Annotated in this window: 23 protein-coding genes and 2 pseudogenes; 4 read left to right on the forward strand and 21 right to left on the reverse strand. The window is 50.8% G+C overall.

Annotated features, from left to right (window positions below):
* Nucleotides 1–121: 121 nt before the first annotated feature.
* Nucleotides 122–1,081 (reverse strand): annotated as a pseudogene (locus tag Z042_RS10900) (IS481 family transposase).
* 60 nt (nucleotides 1,082–1,141) lie between these two features.
* On the opposite strand from Z042_RS10900, the pseudogene Z042_RS26580 reads away from it, so the two are divergent.
* Together Z042_RS26580 and Z042_RS10905 are read left to right on the forward strand one after the other, a co-directional pair.
* Nucleotides 1,142–1,231 (forward strand): annotated as a pseudogene (locus tag Z042_RS26580) (IS3 family transposase); the annotation flags it as partial.
* Nucleotides 1,232–1,394: 163 nt separating this feature from the next.
* Nucleotides 1,395–2,021 carry an acyl-homoserine-lactone synthase gene (locus Z042_RS10905; protein WP_024912648.1) on the forward strand — a complete coding sequence of 209 codons (627 nt, stop codon included), beginning with the start codon at nucleotides 1,395–1,397 and terminating at the stop codon, nucleotides 2,019–2,021.
* Here Z042_RS10905 and Z042_RS10910 read toward each other — a convergent pair.
* The 10 genes from Z042_RS10910 to Z042_RS10940 form a co-directional block, all read right to left on the reverse strand.
* Nucleotides 1,999–2,742, reverse strand: a complete 744-nt coding sequence (locus tag Z042_RS10910) for a helix-turn-helix transcriptional regulator (RefSeq protein ID WP_024912649.1) — start codon at nucleotides 2,740–2,742, stop codon at nucleotides 1,999–2,001. The two genes, Z042_RS10905 and Z042_RS10910, sit on opposite strands and share 23 nt — an antisense overlap.
* 613 nt (nucleotides 2,743–3,355) lie before the next feature.
* Nucleotides 3,356–3,613: a hypothetical protein gene (locus Z042_RS10915; RefSeq protein WP_024912650.1), complete on the reverse strand. Its 258-nt coding sequence runs from the start codon at nucleotides 3,611–3,613 to the stop codon at nucleotides 3,356–3,358.
* 202 nt (nucleotides 3,614–3,815) lie between these two features.
* Nucleotides 3,816–4,061 (reverse strand): EndoU domain-containing protein, encoded by a 246-nt coding sequence (locus Z042_RS26855; protein WP_071882822.1) that lies wholly within the window; start codon nucleotides 4,059–4,061, stop codon nucleotides 3,816–3,818.
* Between the two features lie 29 nt (nucleotides 4,062–4,090).
* Nucleotides 4,091–4,321 (reverse strand): RHS repeat-associated core domain-containing protein, encoded by a 231-nt coding sequence (locus Z042_RS26860; RefSeq protein WP_417903536.1) that lies wholly within the window; start codon nucleotides 4,319–4,321, stop codon nucleotides 4,091–4,093.
* Nucleotides 4,216–4,767 carry an RHS domain-containing protein gene (locus Z042_RS26755; RefSeq protein WP_024912651.1) on the reverse strand — a complete coding sequence of 184 codons (552 nt, stop codon included), beginning with the start codon at nucleotides 4,765–4,767 and terminating at the stop codon, nucleotides 4,216–4,218. Before Z042_RS26755 ends, Z042_RS26860 begins: the two co-directional genes overlap by 106 nt.
* Before the next feature lie 3 nt (nucleotides 4,768–4,770).
* Nucleotides 4,771–4,914, reverse strand: a complete 144-nt coding sequence (locus Z042_RS25970) for a hypothetical protein (RefSeq protein ID WP_162149747.1) — start codon at nucleotides 4,912–4,914, stop codon at nucleotides 4,771–4,773.
* 16 nt (nucleotides 4,915–4,930) lie between these two features.
* A complete protein-coding gene (locus tag Z042_RS10925) occupies nucleotides 4,931–5,452 on the reverse strand; it encodes a hypothetical protein (RefSeq protein ID WP_024912652.1) in 522 nt (173 codons plus the stop codon).
* A gap of 6 nt (nucleotides 5,453–5,458) precedes the next feature.
* Nucleotides 5,459–9,553: an RHS repeat-associated core domain-containing protein gene (locus Z042_RS10930; RefSeq protein ID WP_024912653.1), complete on the reverse strand. Its 4,095-nt coding sequence runs from the start codon at nucleotides 9,551–9,553 to the stop codon at nucleotides 5,459–5,461.
* A gap of 153 nt (nucleotides 9,554–9,706) precedes the next feature.
* Nucleotides 9,707–11,296: a tetratricopeptide repeat protein gene (locus Z042_RS10935; RefSeq protein WP_024912654.1), complete on the reverse strand. Its 1,590-nt coding sequence runs from the start codon at nucleotides 11,294–11,296 to the stop codon at nucleotides 9,707–9,709.
* 16 nt (nucleotides 11,297–11,312) lie between these two features.
* The gene (locus Z042_RS10940) at nucleotides 11,313–13,562 is read right to left on the reverse strand and encodes a type VI secretion system Vgr family protein (RefSeq protein WP_037406611.1); all 2,250 of its coding nucleotides are present in this window, start codon (nucleotides 13,560–13,562) and stop codon (nucleotides 11,313–11,315) included.
* Between the two features lie 545 nt (nucleotides 13,563–14,107).
* Here Z042_RS10940 and thiM point away from each other — a divergent pair.
* The gene (gene thiM / locus Z042_RS10945; RefSeq protein WP_024912656.1) at nucleotides 14,108–14,902 is read left to right on the forward strand and encodes a hydroxyethylthiazole kinase; all 795 of its coding nucleotides are present in this window, start codon (nucleotides 14,108–14,110) and stop codon (nucleotides 14,900–14,902) included.
* Nucleotides 14,899–15,699: a bifunctional hydroxymethylpyrimidine kinase/phosphomethylpyrimidine kinase gene (thiD, locus tag Z042_RS10950; RefSeq protein WP_024912657.1), complete on the forward strand. Its 801-nt coding sequence runs from the start codon at nucleotides 14,899–14,901 to the stop codon at nucleotides 15,697–15,699. The genes thiM and thiD overlap by 4 nt, the downstream gene beginning before the upstream one ends.
* Before the next feature lie 35 nt (nucleotides 15,700–15,734).
* Here the strand turns inward: thiD and gutQ are convergent, their stop codons facing one another.
* From gutQ to Z042_RS11000, 10 genes are all read right to left on the reverse strand, one after another.
* Nucleotides 15,735–16,706: an arabinose-5-phosphate isomerase GutQ gene (gene gutQ / locus Z042_RS10955; RefSeq protein ID WP_024912658.1), complete on the reverse strand. Its 972-nt coding sequence runs from the start codon at nucleotides 16,704–16,706 to the stop codon at nucleotides 15,735–15,737.
* A complete protein-coding gene (gene srlR / locus Z042_RS10960; RefSeq protein WP_024912659.1) occupies nucleotides 16,699–17,472 on the reverse strand; it encodes a glucitol operon DNA-binding transcriptional repressor SrlR in 774 nt (257 codons plus the stop codon). Before srlR ends, gutQ begins: the two co-directional genes overlap by 8 nt.
* Nucleotides 17,473–17,554: 82 nt before the next feature.
* Nucleotides 17,555–17,911 carry a transcriptional regulator GutM gene (gene gutM, locus Z042_RS10965; RefSeq protein ID WP_024912660.1) on the reverse strand — a complete coding sequence of 119 codons (357 nt, stop codon included), beginning with the start codon at nucleotides 17,909–17,911 and terminating at the stop codon, nucleotides 17,555–17,557.
* Between the two features lie 53 nt (nucleotides 17,912–17,964).
* The gene (gene srlD / locus Z042_RS10970; RefSeq protein ID WP_024912661.1) at nucleotides 17,965–18,744 is read right to left on the reverse strand and encodes a sorbitol-6-phosphate dehydrogenase; all 780 of its coding nucleotides are present in this window, start codon (nucleotides 18,742–18,744) and stop codon (nucleotides 17,965–17,967) included.
* A 69-nt stretch (nucleotides 18,745–18,813) separates the two neighbouring features.
* Complete coding sequence (gene srlB, locus Z042_RS10975; protein ID WP_024912662.1) at nucleotides 18,814–19,176, reverse strand: PTS glucitol/sorbitol transporter subunit IIA; 363 nt, start codon at nucleotides 19,174–19,176, stop codon at nucleotides 18,814–18,816.
* 15 nt (nucleotides 19,177–19,191) lie between these two features.
* Entirely contained in the window at nucleotides 19,192–20,175 is a 984-nt protein-coding gene (gene srlE, locus Z042_RS10980) for a PTS glucitol/sorbitol transporter subunit IIB (RefSeq protein ID WP_024912663.1), read from the reverse strand.
* A 15-nt stretch (nucleotides 20,176–20,190) separates the two neighbouring features.
* Nucleotides 20,191–20,739: a PTS glucitol/sorbitol transporter subunit IIC gene (gene srlA / locus Z042_RS10985; RefSeq protein WP_024912664.1), complete on the reverse strand. Its 549-nt coding sequence runs from the start codon at nucleotides 20,737–20,739 to the stop codon at nucleotides 20,191–20,193.
* 280 nt (nucleotides 20,740–21,019) lie between these two features.
* Nucleotides 21,020–21,919, reverse strand: a complete 900-nt coding sequence (gene yegS / locus Z042_RS10990; RefSeq protein WP_024912665.1) for a lipid kinase YegS — start codon at nucleotides 21,917–21,919, stop codon at nucleotides 21,020–21,022.
* 555 nt (nucleotides 21,920–22,474) lie between these two features.
* Entirely contained in the window at nucleotides 22,475–23,827 is a 1,353-nt protein-coding gene (gene trhP, locus Z042_RS10995; protein WP_024912666.1) for a prephenate-dependent tRNA uridine(34) hydroxylase TrhP, read from the reverse strand.
* Nucleotides 23,828–24,031: 204 nt separating this feature from the next.
* Nucleotides 24,032–24,370, reverse strand: a complete 339-nt coding sequence (locus Z042_RS11000; RefSeq protein WP_024912667.1) for a YegP family protein — start codon at nucleotides 24,368–24,370, stop codon at nucleotides 24,032–24,034.
* Nucleotides 24,371–24,468 lie beyond the last annotated feature (98 nt).

A 24,468-nucleotide genomic window follows, 5' to 3' on the forward strand; every position in this document is an offset into this window, starting at 1 on the left:
GCATTCCTCCTCTGGATGATTTGATATATTAATATTGATTTAGGCTCTGTTGAATAAATAAGGTATTGATGAGTGTTTTTGTATTTGTATGAGAAGATCACGGTTTGGTCAGATGTGTGATTCATAGACATCGTTTCAATTTTCTCAGTTCAAGTTCGAGCTTGTAATTTTGTTCCTGTATATGTTCTTCATTGGGCTGATAGTTTGTGTGAACAGCATCAGAGTATGGCGTTTGCTCAGCAAGTTCGAAGTAGCGCTCCATCGGAGTTTTACCGTTGTGAGCGTTATGAGGATGTTCCCAGTTATAGTAATGCTGCCATTCTGCCAGTAGCGCCTTCAGGTCATCAACTGAGAGATCCACGGTAGCGTAGAACTCTGCTTTGTCTGTCTTTTGGGAACGTTCAACTTTGCCATTAAGATGAGGCGAAGCAGGTTTATTTGGACGAAACTTGATGCCGTATTCTTTCAACCTTTCCTGCACTTTAACGGCAAAAAACTCTCTTCCCCGGTCTGTCTGAAAGCGCTGTATTTCTCCAATAACACAATCAATAAAATCCAGTGTATTGGCAGCCGTGCGGCGAGAGTAGAGCCTTAGGACTCTGTAGCGGGTGCAATCGTCAACAGATGTGTACTGATATAAGCCGGGGCCAATTTTACAGGTATCCATCTGGACCCGATCACCGGGAACAGGGCGTTCGTAGCGAATGAAATCAGCTTTACGCCGGAATTTAACAACAGGTTTAACCTGATTCTGGCAAAGGACTTTATGGATCGTTGCCATTGCCAGTGAGATTGAATGAAGCCGTTTTAACTCGTTCTGAATCCGCCTTGCCCCCAAATTTCGCAGGGAACGTAACTCCAGGATCAGAGCGACTTCACCAGCGCCGGTTTTCGTTGATGGTGAGCGTTTAGGGCGACGGCTATGACTTTCCAAACCAGCGATGCCTTGAGCCAGATATCTGCGCCACTATTTACGCAATGTGGGGCGAGAAATACCACAACGACGGCATACGAACCCCGTATCACCGGACGTTTCATAGAGTTTTACCCACTGTAACCGCTACTGAATTTCCCTGTTCATAGCGAGGTATTATAGTGAAACGATGTCTATGAATCACACAAATATGAAAGTGTGGATCACTTAAGGCGGGACATCGTCAAATATATTGATTACTATAACCATATGAGGATAAAGGAAAAACTTGGTGGTCTCAGCCCTGTGCAATATAGGCTAAGTCAAGCAGCATTAAGGTTGTCCAAGATCTGGTGCGCAGATCAAGCAAGTGTGGCCCGTGAATTTAAAACATCAAGACAGACAATTATGAGGATCCGAGGCTCAGCAAACAATGAATAAAAAAGGAATAGAAACAGGGACACAAAACATTCTCAATGGAATGCTTGAACTGTTTGATGTCAGCTATGATGAGCTGAAGGTGACGCACTCGAATGAACTTTATCGGTTGAGAAAAAAAACCTTCAGCGACCGGCTGAGATGGGATGTAGTGTGCAACGTCGACTTGGAATTTGATGAATTTGATAATCCCGACACGCGCTATATTCTTGGTTTGTACAATGGACAACTGGTGTGCAGTGTGCGCTTTATTGGCCTTGAACAGCCCAATATGATAACTCACACGTTTCGTGCTTGTTTTGACACCGTTCCGCTTCCTCTCAACGGTATAGAATCGAGCCGTTTCTTTGTCGATAAAGACCGGGCGCGGCAACTCCTAGGGGGGCGCTATCCGGTCAGCCAGGTTTTGTTTCTTGCCATGATTAACTGGGCTCGCCACAACGAACGCAACGGTATTCACACTATTGTAAGTCGCCCGATGCAGACAATACTGAAACGTTCAGGATGGCAAATCAAGACGCTTAAAGAAGCCTTCCTCAGCGAGCGAGAGCGTATCTATCTGGTATTTTTGCCGACAGGAGCAGAGGATCGGGATCAGATGGCATCAGGGCTCATCAGCGAATACGGCTACCCTGCGGAGTCAGTTATTACTTGGCCGCTGTCGCTGTGATAAGCTCCAGCTCGACACTCAGCCGGATCGCCTGGCGGGCGTTGCTGACGCCCAGCTTGGAGACAATATTGCCCATATGAAACTTCACCGTACTCATGGAAATACCTGCGATGGCGGCAATCTCACCATAGGTTTTTCCCATGCTGGACCAATACAGCACTTCGTTCTCCCGCGGGGTAAAAATGGGTTTTACCCTATCCATATGATGTCTTTGCCTACCGGATGAGCTTGCGCCGGCAAGGCGATACATCTGTTCATTAATATCGATCAGTAATATCTGTATGGCCCCACGCTCAGACGTGAGCCGTGCTTCCAATTCCCCTTGTTCGTTGTTGTCAATGATGGCCGACAACAACGCGAGGTTATTCATATGATCATGCAACACAAAAGTGAAGCCGTTGACGATATTGTAATGCTTAGCGAGGGAAAATATCTTGGTGAACTTCAGGTCGGACATCAGTGTAATATTTTCGTCCCATGCAAAAGGAGATGTACGCCTGAACGCGGTCAATATCACAGGATCAGTGAGTTGAAAATTGTTGGTGCGGTAGAGCTCAACCCATTCATCAGGATAAGTGGAAATAATGAGTACATCTGACGGATTTTTTTTGCTGACGACCGTATAAGCGTATTCCAGTCTGCCAAATGAGGACAACTTTCTATCTATATACTCCCGGAGCGTTTCCGTTATGGTCTGATTTTCATTGAAGGCAGAAAACATACAGGCTCCGTTACAGTCTCATTTTCCCTTTTAGCGATATAACCTAAACCTAAGTATAGGTATGTATAAAACTTAAGCACAACTTACAGATCAGGAAACGCAAGCTATAATAACCCTCGTTAGGCGAATAGTAAAAAAACTGACCTTTCGGTCAGGTAGCTAATCCAGCCAACACCAGGGAAAAATTGTTTCGGTCAGACAGGATATGCAAAAAGTCACTGCTGACCGGACCTTCCACTTTAACACTGCTTACTTTTTCTTTCAAATTCATCTTCGGCAACACGGCCAGCCAGTCAATTTCATCACTCCCCCAAACCTGCAACACCAACGCATGAGCATGCTTATTCGCTGGCGTTAAACCACACTAACCGGACACCTCAATAAACAAAATGCATCAGTGAAATAACTGCAATCATTCACGCTACTGAAAGCGAAGCGGATGCCCTTAGGTCGCAAAACACGCAGTAAATGCCGTGATGAAAGCCAAATGTCGTCATATTGTAGCTTCGCCCCCATTAGGGGTAAATGAGCAGCTTACGATAAAGCAGGATGTTTTGAGTTAAATAAAAAAGCCGGAAAGATTGGGATGATCTTTCCGGCCTAACCTAATGCATTAACTACGGAGTGATTTTATATAACTTTGTAATAGCTTAAAATTTTTTTTAAAATTAACTACATCCTCTAAGTTTTTAGCCTCAGGAGGTAAGTTTCTAATTAATAGGTTTGCACCTTTTGTTAATGAGCTGAGAAAATCATTACATGCTACTTTTTTGATAAAAATAATTTCTTTTTCATTATATCTATCATTAATAAAATGGATGTTATAAGCGCCATCAATTAAAAACACCTCGAAATAATAAGGCCCATCCATAAGTCTAAAAACCCCTTACTATCGAGACTAATGCGGCAAGCCTCCTGTAACCACCAATCTAATATAACTACAGTGAAATCATCCCAATTTTCTTCTGGGAAAAACATGCTATCTACTTGGAAGTGGATTTCTGAAAATATTTGAGTTGATACTTTACTCTTTGATACACGGACAGAATTAGGATTAATTATTAAGCTAATCATCATCTCATCCTCTTGGGATAAGCGGTCTCAATGACTTTAGTCGCTTTGTTTACCCACATTTCTATTATCATCCCCCCCGCGACGCCGGTTCCCAATACACGATCACCTTGGGATCGTCTAACTTTAATATTTGAATATGCCTCTTTAACTGCATTTTCAATTTGTGTTGGAGATATACTTTCAGGGAATAAGTCTTTTATACCACTCTGCCTTGCTATCCTACCCGTAGATGTATGCCTATCCAAAATATGATCTATATCTATCTTAATTTTCTTCAGGCTGGCAGATTAACAGGCTTACTTCTCGTCCTTCTCGTCGGCCCACAACTCAATCCAAGTGGATCGATCCAACTTAGCGGATTCGGCGCATACTGATACAGGTTTATCCCACCCAACAGCCCTATCGGATCCTGACTGATAAACGCCGCGGTGTGCGGATCATAATACCGATAACGGTTGTAATGTAAACCGCTCTCTTGATCGTAATACTGCCCCTGAAAGCGCAGCGGGTTTTTACGGTATTGGCGCGTTGTGGGCCGGGCTCGCCCCATACGCCATGCTGCTGATGCCAGACCAGGGTGCTCTGTGTATCAATCAGTCTTATCGGTGCACCGTTCGGATCGCATTCATACCAGTAACTGGTTCGGTTATCTGTTTCTTCCGTGATTAGCGCCAAAGGTTGATAGCTGCCCGGCAGGTAAACGTATTCCCTGATGGTGGGCAGCAGCTGTTTTATCCGCTGTTTACGCTGATGCGGGGCCTGGAGATCGTACACGGATGCCGATTCAGGTAGCGGAGTTGCAGAGCTGGCTTCGGCAGTCAAGTGATTTCTCTGCCAGAAAAACACCTGACTGTTTTCTGTTCCCTGTTTGGTAACGCGTCTGCCCAGACCATTGTAGCCGTAGTGAGTCACCGTGCCTTTCTGGTGTACCTGGATGAGCTGCTGCTCCACATTTCAAACCAGATCCTGCCTGCTGTTCGGCTGGGCCAGGTTTCGGCGCTGACGCAGCAGGTTGCCTGCCCGGTCATAGACATAGCGAGTTGTTTCACGCATCCCTTCCCGGAACCAGCCACTGGGTTCGTTGCTTAGGATAAGCATCTTTGACACCGTTTTGTTATATATATTCATTATTAATCATGTGAGTTATATTTTTTATTGATACCGGTTGATATGAGTACATGTCTTCAACATAATTCCTATCTAGTGTATTCAAAAAAGCTTCAAGAGATTCTAAATTGTAGAAAAGACCATAATCATTCAAAAAACGCTTCGCGTATACGGTATCAAGTTTTGTTATAATTTCGCTTTCAATAACAGAGTATCCGCCATCAGGAGAACCAAAATCATAACCATCACAATAAGTATCAACACCCTCCTTAAGTTCTAATAAAATCACTCCCTCCTCTAGTGCTTCTAATTCTTTACAATATTTCATTGCAATAAATACATCAGTCACAACATAAAAAAACTCACCACTATCTAATTCTATATATTCTCTTGCTTTTTCTATTTCATTATAAAGAGAACACTCAGGCCAAAGATTACCCCCAAGTCCATAATATTCTTTCAGCCCCAATGCAGTCAGATTATTTAGGGTTTTCTCCCAGTTACTTTTAACTATATACCATTTTTTCATTATTTTTTACCTTATTATAATGGCGCTGCTAGGTGGAGTATAACCTGGAGGTACCGGGATATGTTCACCATTAATATGTATATGAGAAGCAGTCGGACCAGGGGGAACTGGGCCATACCCATGTGCACCACTAAGATCATTGGGTTTTGCTCTAACCGGAATACCAAGCTGATTCGCAAGTTCTATATAGGTATCTGCATCTTTGGCTGTTACTGGACCTTTCCCTTGAGAAATTCTCTTGGAATCCATTCTAGCCATATCTATTAAGGCTTGTTGTTCTGAATTAGGTTTACCTTGGACTTTATCTGGAGTTCTATTTCTACTTCGACCTGTAGGCCCACATGGAGAAGACGTTAACCCCAGCGGATCAATCCACCCCAACGGATTCGGCGCATACTGATAAGGGTTCAATCCCCCCAACAGCCCTATCGGATCCTGACTGATAAACGCTGCGGTGTGCGGATCATAATACCGATAACGGTTGTAATGTAAACCGCTCTCTTGATCGTAATACTGCCCCTGAAAGCGCAGCGGGTTTTCTACGGTATTGGCGCGTTGTGGGCCGGGCTCCCCCCATACGCCATGCTGCTGATGCCAGACCAGGGTGCCCTGTGTATCAGTCAGTCTTATCGGTGCACCGTTCGGATCGCATTCATACCAGTAACTGGTTCGGTTATCTGTTTCCTCCGTGATTAGCGCCAAAGGTTGATAGCTGCCCGGCAGGTAAACGTATTCCCTGATGGCGGGCAGCAGTTGTTTTATCAGCAGTTTACGCTGATGCGGGGCCTGGAGGTCGTACACCGAGGTGGAGAGCGGTAGCGGGATTTCAGACCGGGCCTCGGCAATAAAATGGTTTCCCTGCCAGAAGAATACCTGGCTCCCTTCTGCCCCTTGTTTTGTGACGCGCCTTCCCAGGCCATCGTAGCCGTAGTAGGTCACCGTGCCTTTCTGGTGTACCTGGATAAGCTGGTTCTCTGCATCCCAGACCAGGTCTTGCCTGCTGTCCGGCTGGGTCAGGTTGCGGCGCTGGCGAAGGTTGCCCGCCCGGTCATAGACATAGCGGGTTGTCCCACGCATTCCTTCGCGGAACCAGCCGCCGGGTTCATCGCTGACCGATCTGACGCTGGTGGCCAAGTGGTTGCCCGCCGCATCGGTGATAAAATTCAGAATATGGCCGTCAGGCTGTGTTGCGGCCAGCAGTTTACCCATCGGATCGTAAGTGAAGCGGCGGGCACCGTCCAGGCTGTCCTGCCGTTCGGTGATATTGCCGTCCCTGTCCCAGCGGTACTGGGTGCTGAACAGGGGCTGTTCGGCATTGACCAGCGATTGTGACGTTAATCGGTGGTGGGCGTCATATTGGAACTCCTTGACCAGTGTCTCGCTCAACCCTTGGCGAGCCAGACGGCCACATTCATCCCACCCAAGCGTGACCGGTTTATCCTGATTCAGTTGAAGCCATGCTGGTTGAGCAAAAGCGTTGTAGCCCCAGCAAACCTGATGACCCGCGTTACTGGTGCGCTTGATGTATTGACCGTGCTGGTTGTAGTGGTGCTCCAGGCGGAAGCCATCCTGAATCTCCGTCAAAACACGCCCGGCGGCATCGTATTCCCATGACAGTTTCCGGTGCGCATTGTCGCACTGCGTCAGTAGCCCGCGCCGGTCGTAGTCATATCGAGTCAGTGGAATGTCGCCGGTTGCCGGCAGTTTCTCCGTCAGCGCGCCATCTGGACTGTACCGATAGCGTAATACTTGGCCGAGTGGATCTGTGCGTTGGGTCAGCAAGCCATCGGCGGAATAGGCGTAATGGGTACTCTGCCCCCAGTAATCCCGTTCTTCCACAATCAGCCCGCGGGCGTCACGCACCAGCGTCCAGCGCTGCCCATTCGGGTTACTCACGCCGACAAGCTGTTCTTCAGTGTCATAGTGGTAGCGGACTTGATGGCCGTCTGGCGTGACACAACGCGACAGCATCCCGGTGCCGCTGTATTCCAGGCGGGTTTCCCGGCCACCGTCGTCCTGATACAAAACAGGTTGGTCTTCCCGGTCCCAACTGATGCGCAGGGCCATCAACCCTTGGCGTTGCTGTGCGACCAGGCGGTTTTTTCTGTCACGGAAATAGCGGGTGATAACGCCATTGCTGTCCGTCTCAGCCACAAGATGCCCCATACTGTCATGTTCAAACCGTAGGGGGGTGATACCAGGTGAAGTGAGTGTGCAAACAAAGCCGAATTCATCATAACGGGCCTGAGTACCCGGCAAATCAGCAGCACGGCTTTCCGTTAACTGGCCGTATTCATTGTAGTGGTATTGTTTTTCAAGGCCGGTTGGGTCGTTTTCCTTAATCAGATTGCCGTGGCGGTCATGTTCATATTGCCAGACGTTACCTTCGCCATCTGTTCTGCTGGTAAGGTGGCCTGCCGGGTCACGGGTGAATGTTTCACAGGTGCCTGAAGGCGAAATCTCCACCGTCATCTGGCCGTAGTCATCATATTCCCACTGCCATGCAGCACCAGAGGAGAGGGAAACCTGAACGGGCAGGCCGCTTTCGTTATACAGGAACGTGGTGATGTGGCCTGCCGGGTCGGTTTCACTTACCGGTAGACCATCGCTGCTGAAACGGATACGGGACGTGTTGCCGAGTGAGTTGGTGACTTCGGTTTCATTGAGGTGGTCGTGCCAGACAAAACGGTAGTCATACAGCCCTTGGTCGCCCCAGGCATGAACAACGCGCCATTGCTTATCGTAATCGTAATAAAACGACAGCCCGAGCCGGTCGGTATGTGCGGTCATATAGCCCTGATGGTAGCGATAATGCCGGGGGTACCCTTCCGCATCGGTTTCCTGGCTCAGGTAACCGGCCTGGTCGTATTCGTAGCGGGTCAGCGGGCGGTAGCGTTTTTCATGCGGGTCTTGGAAAGACAGGGAGAGGAGCATCCCCTGAGACGTTTCAGCATGTATTTCACGCCCCGTAGGCCCACGGTGCGTGATTTCATGAATGCTGACGAGCATTCCCGGTTCATTGCGAACAAACTGCCAGCCGTTGCCTGAGCCATCACCCATGGCGCTGATGGGGCATTCCCAGGCAGATTCAGAAAATGTGCGTGGTGTGGTGAAATGGGAGTAGGTCTGTTTATCATCAGTGGCCGTCCAGGTCACCGTCCCGTTGTCGTTTTCCGTATACCAGAGATAGCCCGCGGGAAAAATGGGTACCGCATGCTGCTCGCCGGGGAGAGCAGGAAGTTCACCTAACACGCTCAACCCACCGGCAGCACGGTAAAATCCAACGCCTTCGTCAGGGTGCCAACTGAGGGTGGTATCTGCCGGTGTCAGCCAGCGTTGCCCGCAAACCCCTGATACAGTTTCTTCGCCGGATGAACGGTAAGTGCGTGCCCACACCAGTGGAAATCGCCCGGGCAGGGTAAAATCCAGATGCTGTACATACACGCTGCCGTCGCGGATATCGACGGGTTCTGCGCGGAACACATTACATTTCCAGAACCCCGAATCCATGTTTTTAAACAGCTTTTGTCGCACAGCCTTGAATTTGTCCATCGCCTTTTGGTAGAGGTTGCTTTTTTTAAAGCGTTGAAAGCCCTTAAAAAAAGCCTTCATCCCCAGCGCTATCCAGTTGACGGTCAATGGGCCGCCAACGATGACATTATTGGGGATAGCAACGTTGAAGCTTAGGGGCATTTCCAGCGATTTGGGTTTTACTTTAAATTTCTTGCGTGTACGGAAGGGGGGGAACATCCCCACCACGTTGCAGCTCAGGGCCGGAACGCCGATGCGGCTGAACGGGTCGCCATCGGCAGAAACGGTTTTGCTACCCATGAACAGTTCGTCATCGCTCTGGGGGCCCATCGGGAATCCCTGCGGAGGCAGCCAGGCACCTGCCACGGGGATATGCATACATTTGCCACCGGTTCCTGCGGTAGTGCGCTTGCGCCCGTTCACATCAATGGTGCCACCGATAATCGGCAGATAATCGGGAATATCAAAGACAATGCCGATGTGCGGCGTCGGTATCGGCACAGGGCTGGTCAGATAGAAATGCAAATCCAGACCTAGTTGCGGATCAAAGTGTGAGCTTGCATGAGCCATAAGCGCGTCTCCCTTCGCCTGCTCAGAATATCGCTCTTAACAGCTCGCGGATGAACGCACGTGCGGCTGAAGTATTTTCACCGTCTGTAAATGAAAACCACAGTATAATCAATAAAATAAAAACGATGACGATAAGGTATTTCGATGAGGTTTTCATGCGGTTTCTGTGTCCTGATGGCGAGTGATAAAATTGTTCACGGTATCTTTTTCTCCTGGGCTTAAATAATCCGGCAGCGTCTCCCAGTTTCCGGGGGCATCATCCAGCGGATGCGCAATATCAGGAGTACCCGCCCAGTAAGGGTGCAGCAGTTGACGGGCCAGCATCACCACTTCCTGAAATGGGATATTCCCTTGCCGGATAATCTGCTCCCGGCTGAGGCGTATCTGGTTAAACGCCGCAACCAATTTCTGATTAAGCAATGCGTCTAAAGTATCAATCTCATCCGCATTGGCGGGGGAAGACAGTTTTTCTGCCAGATGCTCTGTTTCCTGAATAATGGCGCTTTTCTTCTTCAGCCATTCGTCAGCACAATGTGTCAGCGCCTGAGTGCGATCCTGGTCGTGAAAGAGCATTAATTCCTGAAATAGAAAAGGCAAAGAGGTCATCTGCCGGGAATTGGACGAAAGGGGTTGGGCAAACGTGATGGCCTGTGCAAAGTAGTAAGAGGCTTTTTCGATGTTTTTCGCCATCAGTTGGCAATGCCCAGCCATACGCCAGCCTTCGATGGTCAGCCAACTGTTACCCGCTTCTTCAGCGTGCCCTGCTCCTGCAACATACTGAAGCGTGGCTTCGGCATAATCCTTGTTGGCATAATGAGCCCCGGCCAGGCTGAATCTGGACTGTGTCAGTTGCGTGAGGCGCAGTTCTTTTTCTGGAATACGCTCCGCAGCGCTGACGGCTTCCCGGTAAGAATAAATAGCCTGTTGCGGATCGCCGTGTTTAAGATGGCTGCCTGCAATCATGTTCTGAACCACCGTACACTGAGCATGCCACTGTTTTTCCGTCGCCAGAGATAACGCCATACGTGCACGGTCAGTGACCTGCTGTGCTGTGCCGCGTTCAAGCAGAATAAAAATGTCCAGCAGCAGTAAACGAAAGCGTTGGCTGTCTGGATCTCCGCCACCCGGTTGCTGGTGTAACGTATCTTTCATCAGGCTGAATGCATCGGCAGGGGAGGTGATGAGCAGACTCTGCTCTTGGTCTCTGTCAATCAGCGGCTGCCAGGCCGGATCTTCATGCGTATCGCAAAGTACCAGTAACAACTTGTCAGGCAGCAGGGAAACCGCCTGTTGCAGCCAGCGTAGCCAGGCGGCGGCGTCACTAACGGATTCAGGGCTCAGTACCATAACAAAACGGCCAAAGAGTGCCTGATGATGCTGGATAAAGTCGGCAAAAGCAGCAAGCAGTTCTGGAATGTGAGCGGTGGCTTTCTGTTCTGGCACCCAAGGCGCAACCGGAAGTTCGCTCGCTCCTGCCCGGCTGGTCAGTTCTTTGTACAGGCTGAGGCAATAATCGTATCCGGTCAGAAAGGGAGATGAAAAAGTAGCGAACAAATCCTGAATAGCATGCGCACCGGGTTGTTCTTCCTGAAAAGCGATAAAGGCGCGAGTCAGATCCGCCGTGTCTGCACGGCTTCTGAACACCACCAGACCGCCTTTCTCGCGCTTTTCCGTGGCAGAGCGCCACTGTTCTGCGAGAACTGAAACCTGCCGCGTAACCGGATTGTCTGCTGCTGATACCACTATGCTCTCCTCGCACTCAGGCATTCAGTTTGATTTTTGCCCCGTTAACCGCCACTCCAGAGCCGTCAATCTTAATCACGGAGCCCCCGGCCTGAATTTCTATGCTGCTACCGTCAATAACAATGGCGCTGCCGTTCACTGAAAGCGTGATTTTCTCTGAGGCCGAATCTGTTACGCTGCCCACGGTGGTACGTTCATCCTGGCCTGTGACATGGAGGCTGCGCCCCGCAGAAACAGTCACTTCCTGGTGCCCTGTAACGGTGGTTTCCTGCCCGGTGTTGTATTTTTCGGTGAGTTTCCCATCGACGGTGACCGACTGTTTCCCGCCCACATGGGTAGTCTGGTTGCCATCAACGGTGAGTTTCTGTCTACCCGTGACATGTAGGGTTTCATTCGCTTGCACGGTGTGCTTGCGGTTCTGCATAACAGTCTGTGTCTGTTCACCTTCAACCGTGATGAGCTGATTGTTTTTTGTATTCAGGGTATGAACGCCGGTGATGGTTTCGGTGCGCGTTCCGGTGATGCTCAAGGTTTCGTTGCCTTTGACCGTTTCCGTCCGGTTGCCGTCCACGGAAACGGTTTCGTTGGTATTGATGGTCTCGGTTCGGTTCCCTTTGACAGTGACGGTTTCGTTCCCCTTTACCTGGTGATCACGATCGGCCTCAACGGTGTGGCTTTCGTTGGCACCGACGGTGGCGGTAAGGTTATTACCGATGGCATGGGTCGCGTCGTTTTTCACCGCTGTGTCCATGTTACGGTGAGCGTTAATCCAAACCTGCTCGCCACCGGCCTTATCCTCAAAACGCAGGCCGTTGCCGGTGTCCTTGCCACCATCTTTGGAGCGGCTGAAGAACCCCATCTGTGTGGCCGCCGCAGGCAGTTCCCACGGCGGCATGTTGGCCTCATTGAAAACTCTGCCCATCACGACGGGGCGGTCTGGGTCACCGTTGATAAAGTCAACGACCACTTCATCATTCACGCGGGGTATTTGTACGCCCCCATAACCTTGCCCGGCCCACGGGGAGGCGACGCGTATCCAGCACGAACCGGTATCATCTCCAGGGCCGTCAGTGTCCCAATGGAATCTGACCTTGATGCGGCCGTACTTGTCAGTCCAAATGGACTCCCCGGCAGGGCCGACCACTCTGGCGGTCTGTGGCCCTTGGGTGCGCGGCCATGAAGCCACACGTGCCGGACGAAACGGCACATTTGCAGGAATGACCGTAAACGTAACGGAATGAAAGCACCCTTCGCCTCCGCTGGCATAGGCGTTTTCCTGAATATTCAGTGTGGATGAGATGACTAAATACTCTTTATTCTGTTCCGGTGCAGGGTGTGAGGCCAGGGTAAAGGTGTAACCCGTGGTGATCCCCCCAGCGCTCCCGGTTCCGGTGATCATCTCATGCTCAATCTGCCAGCGTTCCTGACGCAGATGGGCATAATGCTCTGCATCATTTTTTTCTACCAGACGGCCCGGCCACTCATAAACCGGGATGCTGCCTGGCTGATGTGCGACAGGGTTCTGTACTGCTTGAAGCAGTTGTGCATAGGGTTTGCGGAAATCGTAGTCATCAATGATGCTGATGCCCGGTGTGGCCTGGCAGTTGACCGTCCAGCCACTGATGCCTTCCCTGTTTGTGGTGCTGCCTGAAGGGGTGGGAGCCCAGGCAATCGTTTCATAACCAGCAACCGGTTGTGAATGCGGGCTGTCCGACAATACCAGCGTATGGTTGGTTTTCTCATGGTTGAACCACCAGAATATCCCTTCATGTTCCAGCATGCGGCAAATAAAATTAAAAGAGGACTCACCGTACTGCACACAGTAGCCCCATGAGCGATAACTGCCTGACAAACGGATATCTGGAGTGACACCAAAGCGCTTACACACATCTTTGACGATCTCGGGAACGGTTTTTTCCTGATAGATACGGAATTCCCGGTCAAGCTTCATTGGCCACAACACTGATTCAGCAGTAAGGGTGTATTGCTGATACTGGATGCCTTTCAGTTCGGTGGTGGTTTGGCTGATATGCGTGATAAATCCATTGATGTACCGTGGTTCCTTACTGTGTTGAAGAGGAATTTCCAGGGTGATGGTTTTGCCGAGGAGGGTTTTCGGGGCCGCTAACGGTAGCTGGCTCAACAATTTGATGGTATAGGCGAAAGATGAGGAAAGCGATTCGGTGCCTTCAACGGCGTAAAACAGTAAAGCCCGCCCTTCTTCGGGAAGATGAGCAATAACCCTGGTTTGAGAAAAATCGTCCATGAAATCCTCTGCCTGTTGTACTGATAAAATACAGGGAACCCAATCGAATCACTCGAACATGAAATACCTACAAAACAAGCCAGGAAACCAGGCATTACAGTATTTCAGCCTGTGACGAACCTAGCTTCACAAATCCCTATACGAAGAAGAGTTCGCTTGGGTCAATATACTCATGATTGACCTAATTTTGTCTGACAATACAGGAACATTTAGCGCTTATGAATAGCGATTGCAAAAGAAATGCTTAACTATCCGAAAAGAAATATAAACTGTTCCAATTATTTTCTCTTTAGGAAACAACTTAAAATAAAGGCTATGGTTTGCTATTCCTTCTCAGTATCATCCCGCTTTTTCTATTGTACTAAAAGGCTGGCGGTTTCATGAAACGCATTGAGATGATAACTGCCTGTTTTGATATTGATATTTGATACGTCTTAGTGTTTTATGAGGCAACGCAAAATAACTTGATCTGGATTATGTCAGCGTAGGGGCCGTCTCGGTATTTCATCCGAGTTTTGCCTGCTTGAACGCTGGTTGGGAGAAATATGTTTACTCGGCCTGATGTGTTACCCGGCACTTGTGCTGCGGCCTGTTTTAACCAATTTAAACGCCATCCTCCGCTGATTCACTGCCTGACTAATGAAGTGGTACAAGAATTAACTGCCAATGTCTTGCTGGCCTTGGGCGCTTCTCCAGCGATGGTGGTAGAACCGGCTGAGGCTGCGCAGTTCAGCCGCTTGGCGGATGGGATGCTGATTAATATTGGTACGCTGCACAGCGCGCGGGCCGAATCGATGTTAGCGGCGATTGAGGCGGCCAATCAGGCAGGAAAGCCCTGGGTATTGGATCCGGTTGCGGTGGGTGGCCTGGTTTATCGTACTGCTTTTGCCCAGCGTTTGCTTATGATGCGGCCAGCGGCGATCCGTGGTAACGCGTCGGAGATTATGGCGCTGAGTGGTTTACCCGCCAGTGGCCGTGGCGTTGACAGCAACGACGATTCGTTGGCTGCTTTACCGGCAGCCCGTGAGCTGGCGCGCAGCAGTGGTGCTATTGTGGCCGTGACCGGGGTGGTTGACTATATCACCGACGGTGAGCGTGACTGGGTTGTGACTGGTGGTGATATTCTGATGACGCGGGTGGTAGGCACCGGTTGCGCGTTATCAGCGGTGGTGGCTGCCTTTTGCAGCCTGCCGGGGGAGCGGCTGGATCAGGTGGCAACCGCTTGCCGTGTCATGTCGCTGTGCGGTGAAAAGGCGGTGGCGCGTTGCAGTGGCCCCGGCAGTTTTACCTCGGCGTTTCTTGATGCACTTTATCAACTGAAGGCAGAGGATCTGCAATGAAACGTATTAATGCTTTAACCATTGCTGGCACCGATCCAAGCGGTGGCGCGGGGATTCAGGCCGATCTGAAAGCCTTCTCGGCTCTGGGCGCTTATGGTACTAGCGTGATCACCGCGCTGGTGGCGCAAAATACCCGTGGGGTGCAGTCGGTGTACCACATCGATCCGGCCTTTGTGGCCGCACAGCTTGATTCTGTGCTCAGTGACGTGCGTATCGACAGCGCCAAGATTGGCATGCTGGCAAATGCGGATATCGTTATGGCGGTTGCTGAACGCCTGCGCCACTATCAACTGCCGCACGTAGTGCTTGATACGGTAATGTTGGCCAAAAGCGGCGATCCGCTGCTGGCACCGGAAGCTGTTGAATCTATCCGCCGTGAATTGCTGCCGTTAGTTTCCCTCATCACGCCCAATCTGCCGGAAGCGGCGGCGTTGCTGGCATGTGCACCGGCCGAAAACGAACAACAAATGCGTGAGCAGGGGCGGGCATTGCTGGCGATGGGGTGCCAGGCGGTGTTGATAAAAGGGGGGCATCTGAGCGAAGGCGAAAGCCCTGACTGGTTGTTCACCGCCAATCTGGAGCAGCGTTTCACTGCGCCACGTGTGGCGACCCGGCACACGCATGGCACCGGATGCACGCTCTCGGCGGCGCTGGCGGCATTGCGCCCGCGCCACGAAAGTTGGGCTGAGACGGTGGCTGAGGCAAAAAACTATCTGCAACACGCTTTGCAGCAGGCCGATAGCCTGGAAGTGGGGCAGGGAATTGGGCCAGTACACCATTTCCATGCTTGGTGGTGAGGCAGGCCGGGCGCAGCAAGTGCCCGGCATAAGTCTTAGCCGATCCCCGCCTGATGCAGGTCGTGCAGGTTAATTGCCCCTACCAGTACACCATCAATATTCACCACGGGGGCCGCGCTGATGTGCTGCTCGTGCAGGGCTTCCAAGGCTTCACCGGCTCGCCATTGTTCCGGCAAACGGTAACCGGGGCGGGTGATTGCCGGGCTCAGGGTATCGTCAAGGCTGTTACCTTTGACCAGCCAACGGCGCAGGTCGCCGTCGGTGAATACGCCGACGACTTTCTGCTGGGCATCGCACACCGCAACCAGCCCCAAACCCGTGCGGCTCAGTTCCAACATGGCTGCCATCACATTAGTGTTTTCAGTCACCACAGGCAGGCGATCGCCAGTACGCATCAGATGGTGTACGCGGTTTAACAGGCGTGCGCCCAAACTGCCGCCCGGATGAGAACGGGCAAAATCTTCCGCATTGAAACCACGCTGGCGCATCAGAGCCATGGCTAGCGCATCGCCCATCATCAGGGTATTGACCGCGCTGGAGGTGGGGGCCAATCCCATCGGGCAGGCTTCACGCTCCACGCTGATATCCAGGGTACAGGTTGCGCCCAGCGCCAGCGGGGACTCTTTGCCGCCGGTGAGTGCGATCACTGGGATCTGGCTTTCCGCCAGCAACGGCAGGATCAGATCCAGCTCTTTCGCGCGGCCAGAATAAGAGATAAAGATCACCACGTCGTCGGCACCGATCATACCCAGATCGCCATGCAATGCTTCCGCAGGGTGCACAAAGAACGATGGCGTACCGGTGCTGGCCAGCGACGCGGCAATCTTTTTGCCAATATGGCCCGATTTACCGATACCGGAAATCACCGCTTTGCCACGGCAGTTCAGCAGCAGTTCGCAAGCTTGTACAAAATTGTCATCCAGCCGGGTTAACAAACGTTGTGCTTCCGCCAGTTCAATCTCCAGCGTTTCGCGGGCAAAGTTGAGTAGGGCAGTGGCGTTACTCATCGGTGTCTCCTACCAGAATGATCCTGGTTCCTTTCGCCTGTAATGCGGCGAGGTAGTCCGGGTTGATGCCCTTATCGGTGATCAGCGTATCTACCACGCCCAGTTCACAGACGACATTGGGGCTTTTGCGGCCAAACTTGGAGGAGTCAACCAACAACACAATGTGGCTGGCCGCTTCACACATGGCTTTGCTGACATTATGTACCTCATTGAAGGTGGTCACCCCAGCGTTGAGATCGACACCGTCAGCGCCGATAAACAGTTTATCAAAGCTGAACTGCTGGAATGCTGATTCGGCCAGGCTGCCGTGAAACGAGGCTGATTTTTTGCGGTAAGTGCCACCAGGCATCAGGATAGTCTGGTCATTGTCCAGTTCCACCAGCGCATTGACAATATGCAGGCTGTTGGTCATCACAGTGATGTTATTGAACTGTGCCAGGTGGGGCACCATTTGTAACACGGTGCTGCCTGCGTCAAAAATCAGCGAATCGCCATCGTTAATCAGCTTGATAGCGGCATAGGCGATTTGGCGTTTCTTTTCGGCATTGATATGGGTTTTGCGATCGATGGGTTGATCGCCGTCATCACGGCTGAGTACCACACCACCGTAGGTGCGGATCACTTCGCCTTCTTCTTCCAGCAGGGTGAGATCTTTACGGATGGTGGTGCCGGTGGTGGAAAAATGTTCTGCCAGAGCCTCCACTGCCGTTTTGCCATGCCGCTGCAAGTATTCAAGGATAGCGGCTTGCCGTTGCTTTGGTTTCATAGCGATTCCTGTTCACAAGAGTTGAGCATTCCTCTCGGTGAATAATTCACTATGAAAGGTAATGTCTTTTAGTGTGAAAATATCATGGTTTCGGTCCAATCGCTAACGATAGTGCAGTTTGGCATGCCTGATCCTCGGGGAAGATCACATCTGGGTATAAATCTTGTTGATGCATGCCATGTAACATATTGAGTTGTTTGGGCTGTGCGAAGATGGTCAGGCCACGCATCAGCAGGCTACCGCACACCCGCTGTTGCTCATCGAATGCCAGTGCCAATATCACGCGGGGTTTGAAACGCCCACTGGAGCGGCCAACCCCGACGCTACCCAACTGACACAGGCGATCAAAGGCGTGGTTGAAACGCTGGATCTGCCACCAACCGAGGGCGATTTGCATCAGCCAGGCAATAACGGCAAAGGTGATTAATGCGCTGGTCATCTTGTGGTTCTCCTCTAAAAAAATGCAGGCCAGGTAGACCTAGCCCACAAAAATCAGAACATCACCTGGCCGCCGGTAATGTTGATCGATTGGCCGGTGCAGTACGATGCCTTGTCACTGGCATAGAACAATAGCGTGTTCAGCACGTCCTGGTAATCACAGCCACGTTTCAGTGGCACTTTATCGGTGTAATACTTCTCAACCTCTTCTGGCTTGATCCCCAGTTTTTGGGCGTATTGCGGCAGTAATGATTGAAACATCGGTGATTTCAGCAAGTTACCAAGCATCAATGAGTGCACGGTAATGCCATAATCCGCCAGATCGAGCGCCAACGATTGGGTCAACCCGACACCGCCAAACTTGGCCGCACTGTAACCGGAATTATGCTTGCTGCCGACTTTGCCGGATTTGGAGTTGATCTGAATAATACGTCCAGCAACTTCATCACGGATCATCAGGCGCGAGAACTCGCGGGCACAGAGAAAATACCCCACCAGATTGACCTGCAACGAGCGATCAAAATCCCCCAGTTGGAAATCGATGATTGGTGCCGCTTTGGCGATCCCTGCGCTGTACACCAGCAGATTTACCTGACCAAAAGCCTGATCGACCGCTTTTGCCAGTGCGATAACGCTGGCTTCATCGGTGGCATCGGCCTGGAACCCAGCGGCGCGATCGGCACCGTATTGCTGGTTGATTTGCTGTGCCACCTGATGGGCGCTGCCAGCGTTCAGGTCCGCCACTGCTACACGATAACCGGCTTCAGCCAGGCCGTGGCACAGGAAGGCTCCTAACGTTTGACCACCACCAATCACTACAGCTACTTCAGACATGTTGTACTCCTTAAGCGATATACCCGTCATACTTCAAGTTATCTGTGCGTTAACCGCGACTTGAATGATTTAGAGTAAAAATTTCAACGTACTGCCTAACGGGATATCGGTAGGCGTTGGGCCAATAACGTGGATCGAACCAGGGAATTCTGCCTGGGCCTCGCCGTCAAAACGCACGGTAACGTGGCCCAGTTCACGCAGATTCTGGCTAGCCACTGCACCGACGGCGGTGATGGGGTAGCGGTGCCCGCCCAGCTCCATGGCCCCACCGACCTGTAAATCACCAGCGGTATTACCGTGCTGGTGGATGAAACAGTACTCTTCGATATCTGCCGGAGCGCCTTCACGAAAGGTGATCAGCATGTCATCAAGCAGTGCATCACGGGCGCAGCCGCCGATATGGATAATGGTGGTCTGGAAAATGGTGTTCATTGTTCCCCCCGAAATTTATTGGTAAATAAAGGCTGATGCCGCCCAGGCGACCAGGACGGTCGGTGCACCGGTCAGGAAACGCCCAACCAATACCGAAGGAACGCCCACGCGCACCGTATCCTGTTTGGCTTCGGCCAATGACAGGCCCACTGGGATAAAATCACAGGCGGCCTGCGCGTTAATGGCAAACAGTGCCGGTAACGCCAACTGGGGTGGAATGTTCCCAAGGCCGATTTGTACGCCGACCAATACGCCGATCACCTGAGCAATGACCGCGCCAGGGCCGAGAAACGGTGAAAGCAGCGGGAAAGAGCAAATCAGCGCCAGCGTCACCAGGCCGATTGGGCTACTGGCCAGCGGGGTTAAGCCATGTGCGATAAAGTCCCCCAGCCCGGAAGCCATAATGATGCCGATCAGTGCCGAGACGAAGGCCATAAACGGCAGGATGGTTTTCAGAATGGTATCAATGGTGTCACGCCCGGCCTGAAAGAACACCGCGACGACCGAGCCCATCCCCATACCGACTTTCGCCAGCAATCCGTCGCTTTGTTCGGTGATCTTCTTGCTGGTGTCATAGTCGCGAACCTTGGGAATAGCAGGGGGTTCCGTGGTCGTTGTTGCGCCATCAGCAAGCTCAATCAGGCTGATATTGTTTTCCCGCACGGCGGAAACGTAGATATCTTCCAGAATAAACTGTGCCAGCGGGCCGGATTGACCGGTGGCATGAATGTTGATGGTCGGGATACGGCGTTTAGGATAGATACCACAGCGTAAGGTGCCGCCGCAGTCGATAACCGCGATGCCAATTTCTTCAGCCGGTGGTTCGCCTTCCTTGAAACCATCCACCGCTGGCCAGCCGGTCAGTTCGCTGAGCTTATCGACGATCGCCGGGCGAGTCCCTGCGGTGATATAGACGATTTTCTTGCCGGGTTCGATAGCCAATTGCAGTGGGCCACCCCAACCACCAGCACCTTTCTCAATACGGATATAAGCACTCATGCTGTACTCCACGAATTAAAGTTGAACCTGACGATCCAGTTGGATGCCCATCTTGCGTTCGAACAGACTGGTGGTGAGATCGGTTATCCAGCCGCGGAAGAAGTTGGTGAACAATCCCACCAGGAAATAGCTTACGGCCAGCGGAGCCAGTGGCAGGCCCAGAGTGGTTAAGCCGCTGGCGATCCCGAGATAAACGAACAGTTCACCGGGGTTGATATGTGGGAACAGACCATTCATTGAGTGACAACTGTAAGAGGCTGCCGCGTAATAGCTTGGTTTATATTTCTCAGGCATAAAACGCCCAAGGCTCAGGGTCATGGGGTTACAAAATACAAAAGTACCGATCAGCGGCAGCAACAGGTAGCGCGAAAGTGGGTTGCCTGCACAACGCTGTGCCAATCGTTCGATTCTTTCCTGGCCAACAAATTTGATCAGCGCATTCATAATCACTAACAGGCTGATCAACAAAGGTAAGATGCCGGTCACCATGCCGACGAACACCTCACCGCCTTTCTGAAACAGGCCGATAAACCATTCGGCTCCGTGGGTTATTAGCTCAATCATTATTTTCTCCTGTTATGGATGAAATGGCCTGGAGCGAACTTCGGCTCTGTCGCCATGGGTTCTACAGTAGTCACTTTATGGACCTATTTGTTTTAAATGGATCACAATTTGAAAGAAAAATATTTTATTTTGAAAGTTTAAAATGAAAGGAAAGGAAGGTTTGGCGCTGAGGAGAGAGGGGATGAGCATAAAAAGTGCCCGACATTGTCGGGCTTAGAGATGAATAAAACTTAAAAACGGCGGGTTAAAGCTGGGGATAGAGTGGGGGGCCTGTGAGAGCTTAATCCAACAGCTCGCAATTCGGTGGCAAGCGGCACTCAATCGCATTTGGCAGCAATTCAATGCGAAAATGCTCACCTTTCAGCGGTTCGCCATCGAGATTGAAGGTGAGCTCATGCGGGGCGTGAATTTCAAGCCAAGGTAATGAGGCATCGATCACGCTGCTATTTGCTTCACCGCTAAACAGGGTGCTGATCAAGGTTGGCAGTAATTCTTCGGCGGTCAGCAGGCGCAATTGCAGCAGGCCATCGTTGATCAGCGCATTGGGGCACAGTTTTTGCCCGCCACCGGCCTGCTTACCGTTACCGATGCCAATGACCAGCGCGTCACCAGACCAGCGGAAATCCGGCCCGCGTATTTCACAACGTTCAGCTTTCAGCGCATCCAGACGCAACAGACCGTGGATGAAGTAGGAAACGCCGCCTAAAACTGCTTTCAGTTTTTCTGGGGTTTCGGTGGTGATGCGGGTGCCAAAACCGCCGGTAGCCATATTGATGAAATAGCGATCCTCATTCACTTTTGCCAGATCGATCGGCACGGCTCGGCCTTTGAGCGCGAGTTGTAGCGCCTGTTCCGGTGCCAGGGGGATATTACAAGCGGTAGCGAAGTCATTGGCGGTACCCAGCGGAACAATCCCCAAGGTTGGCCGTTTGGCTGCCGGAAGCTGAGCCAGCGCAGCGGCGACTTCGTTGATCGTACCGTCACCACCCCCGGCTATCACCGTTTTTGCTCCTAATTGACTGGCCTCTGCGACGAAGCGTGCGGCATCACCCTGCTCCCAGGTAACGCGAACATGTAACGTTAAACCTTCATCTCGCAGCTGTTTCACCGAGGAACGGATTTCCTCGTTGCCAGCACCTTTGCCATTGATGATGAGAAGCGCGGGCGTATATTGACTCATTGCAACTATCCTCAGTGAAAAGGGGCAAGTTGTGTTCTGTCATTAACCGCTGGTGCTACTTACGACAATGACAGAAACAACACTGTAGTTTGAAAGATAGAGGATATAAACGGTAAATCGCAAGTTGAGAATATTCTTGAGAGTGATCTTATAATGTAATGCTGAAGATCATTAGACGGCGGTAGTTATTTTTCTGCTGAAAAAGTATTTATCTAGAGAGATAAGCCAGAGGAGCGAACTCATTAATCGCTATAGCATAATTTATATATCAAGAAGAGATAATGGCTTATTATTTACTCTAAAAATTGAGAGTATTCTCATAAGAGTTATTTACGCATTAATAATCTTGGAAAACAAAAGCCTGGGAGAAGGCAAAGAAAAGGCCAACCCAAGGGAGATTGGGCTGGCTAAGGAGGTGGTTCCTAGTATTGCTATGCAAATATTTTCGTTCTTAGTTTTAAGCAAGGTGATAATAACTAAGCTACACAGTAATTGATGTGATCCAATTCTAATATTTGCTAAAAATTGCCACTCATTTGAGTGGCGATAAATTTTCTAGCGGGGTTCACTATTTTCTTCCGGTAAATTGCGGATCAACAATGCGTAATTCAGGTCAACATCCTCCGGGATCGGCAAATAAACAATATGGCCATTACCCGGTGCGATATTAATCGGTTCACCTTTTTTATTCTGTATACTTTCTAGAGTAAACAAGATGTTACCACTCGGCGTCATCATTTCCACCTCATCGCCAAGCAAGAATTTGTTTTTCACGTCAACTTCAGCCCAACCGTTACGGCGCACACCAGTAAATTCACCGACAAATTGTTGGCGCTCGGAAAGAGAGGAGCCGTAATCATAATTCTGGTGGGAATCATGCGTGTGACGGCGCAGGAAACCTTCGGTATAGCCACGATGCGCCAAACCTTCCAGCGTGGTGAGCAGAGTGGGATCAAAAGGTTTGCCTGCTACGGCATCGTCGATGGCACGGCGATAAACTTGCGCAGTACGGGCACAGTAATAGAAAGATTTGGTACGCCCTTCAATTTTTAGCGAATGTACCCCAAGCTGTGTGAGGCGTTCTACATGCTGAATGGCCCGCAGGTCTTTCGAATTCATGATGTAGGTGCCGTGTTCATCTTCGAACGCACTCATATATTCGCCAGGCTTTTGGGCTTCGGAAAGCATGAATACTTTATCTGTTGGCGTACCAATGCCGAGGGTTGGCTCAATATGCTGCACCGGGATTGGCTCATGTTGATGCACGATGCTTCCGGTGTCGTCTTCCTTACCTTCTTCTGCTTTGTATTGCCAGCGGCAGGCATTGGTGCAGGTACCCTGATTAGGATCGCGCTTGTTGATATAGCCGGAAAGTAGGCAGCGGCCAGAATAAGCCATGCACAGCGCACCGTGGACAAAAATTTCCAGTTCCATATCCGGCACCTGGCTGCGAATTTCCGCGATCTCATCCAGCGACAGCTCGCGTGAAAGAATAACGCGCGTTAACCCCATCTGCTGCCAGAACTTCACCGTAGCCCAATTGACCGCGTTGGCCTGCACCGACAGATGGATGTCTATTTGTGGGAAAGCCTCGCGCACCATCATGATGAGACCGGGGTCGGACATAATCAATGCATCCGGGCCCATGTCGATCACCGGTTTCAGATCGCGCAGGAAGGTTTTCAGTTTAGCGTTGTGCGGGGCGATGTTGACCACCACGTAGAATCTCTTCCCCAAAGCGTGGGCTTCGTTAATGCCTTGCGCCAGATTCTCATGGTTGAATTCGTTATTACGCACTCGCAGGCTATAACGTGGTTGGCCGGCGTATACCGCATCGGCGCCATAGGCGAAAGCATAACGCATGTTTTTTAGCGTTCCCGCCGGGGAAAGGAGTTCTGGTGTAAACATGGTGATTCTCGGTCTGATTGCAGGTCAGCGGCGCGCCACTCAATGGCGCAGCGAAAGTGGGGGATTGTAACGGCTGTTCGGCAAGAAAGCAGCAAATAACCGGAATTATTCAGGGGAAATCAGGCTTGGGTGTGTGATTCAACGCAGTGAGTTTCATTCATTCCCCGGTCACTGAGTGCTCTCCATAACCGGGGGATGGCCTGTCTAGGCATTCACATCACGCACATGTGGGGTTGAGCCATGTTTGATCACGGACCGAACGCCGTTTTTCGCCGCGCTTTCTGAACTGAATATCTGGCTGGTGCCGATGACCTGATGGTTTTTGGCTCTCAGCACAAAATAAGGTCTGTTACAACTGCTGATCTTCACTTCAAACTGAGCTTCATGCGGAGCATTGGATTGTACAGAAACAATACCGTTCTCCGCTGACGCTTTGCTTGCATACATCTCACTGGAAAGAATAACCTCTCCGTTACTGGCTTTTAGAATGAAATGGTACAGTCCTTTACTCGATTTTTTAAGCTCATAGTGACCCGTTGCCATAGTCCTTCTCCGATTGGCTCCAATGACAGAGGTAAGTGTAGCTAAGACTTTGCAAAGTGGTATTTCAGAAGCAGATTAATACCCGCTGGTCGGATAAG

Origin of the sequence: Chania multitudinisentens RB-25, assembly GCF_000520015.2 — a bacterium.
Lineage (GTDB): Bacteria > Pseudomonadota > Gammaproteobacteria > Enterobacterales > Enterobacteriaceae > Chania > Chania multitudinisentens.

Bases quoted from the DNA above. Each gene is read 5' to 3' on its own strand.
- Z042_RS10905 (WP_024912648.1), top strand. From the start codon at position 1,395: ATGCTTGAACTGTTTGATGTCAGCTATGATGAGCTGAAGGTGACGCAC.
- Z042_RS10910 (WP_024912649.1), bottom strand. From the start codon at position 2,742: ATGTTTTCTGCCTTCAATGAAAATCAGACCATAACGGAAACGCTCCGG.
- Z042_RS10915 (WP_024912650.1), bottom strand. From the start codon at position 3,613: ATGGATGGGCCTTATTATTTCGAGGTGTTTTTAATTGATGGCGCTTAT.
- Z042_RS25970 (WP_162149747.1), bottom strand. From the start codon at position 4,914: ATGCTTATCCTAAGCAACGAACCCAGTGGCTGGTTCCGGGAAGGGATG.
- Z042_RS10925 (WP_024912652.1), bottom strand. From the start codon at position 5,452: ATGAAAAAATGGTATATAGTTAAAAGTAACTGGGAGAAAACCCTAAAT.
- Z042_RS10930 (WP_024912653.1), bottom strand. From the start codon at position 9,553: ATGGCTCATGCAAGCTCACACTTTGATCCGCAACTAGGTCTGGATTTG.
- Z042_RS10940 (WP_037406611.1), bottom strand. From the start codon at position 13,562: ATGGACGATTTTTCTCAAACCAGGGTTATTGCTCATCTTCCCGAAGAA.
- thiM (WP_024912656.1), top strand. From the start codon at position 14,108: ATGTTTACTCGGCCTGATGTGTTACCCGGCACTTGTGCTGCGGCCTGT.
- thiD (WP_024912657.1), top strand. From the start codon at position 14,899: ATGAAACGTATTAATGCTTTAACCATTGCTGGCACCGATCCAAGCGGT.
- gutQ (WP_024912658.1), bottom strand. From the start codon at position 16,706: ATGAGTAACGCCACTGCCCTACTCAACTTTGCCCGCGAAACGCTGGAG.
- srlR (WP_024912659.1), bottom strand. From the start codon at position 17,472: ATGAAACCAAAGCAACGGCAAGCCGCTATCCTTGAATACTTGCAGCGG.
- gutM (WP_024912660.1), bottom strand. From the start codon at position 17,911: ATGACCAGCGCATTAATCACCTTTGCCGTTATTGCCTGGCTGATGCAA.
- srlD (WP_024912661.1), bottom strand. From the start codon at position 18,744: ATGTCTGAAGTAGCTGTAGTGATTGGTGGTGGTCAAACGTTAGGAGCC.
- srlB (WP_024912662.1), bottom strand. From the start codon at position 19,176: ATGAACACCATTTTCCAGACCACCATTATCCATATCGGCGGCTGCGCC.
- srlE (WP_024912663.1), bottom strand. From the start codon at position 20,175: ATGAGTGCTTATATCCGTATTGAGAAAGGTGCTGGTGGTTGGGGTGGC.
- srlA (WP_024912664.1), bottom strand. From the start codon at position 20,739: ATGATTGAGCTAATAACCCACGGAGCCGAATGGTTTATCGGCCTGTTT.
- yegS (WP_024912665.1), bottom strand. From the start codon at position 21,919: ATGAGTCAATATACGCCCGCGCTTCTCATCATCAATGGCAAAGGTGCT.
- trhP (WP_024912666.1), bottom strand. From the start codon at position 23,827: ATGTTTACACCAGAACTCCTTTCCCCGGCGGGAACGCTAAAAAACATG.
- Z042_RS11000 (WP_024912667.1), bottom strand. From the start codon at position 24,370: ATGGCAACGGGTCACTATGAGCTTAAAAAATCGAGTAAAGGACTGTAC.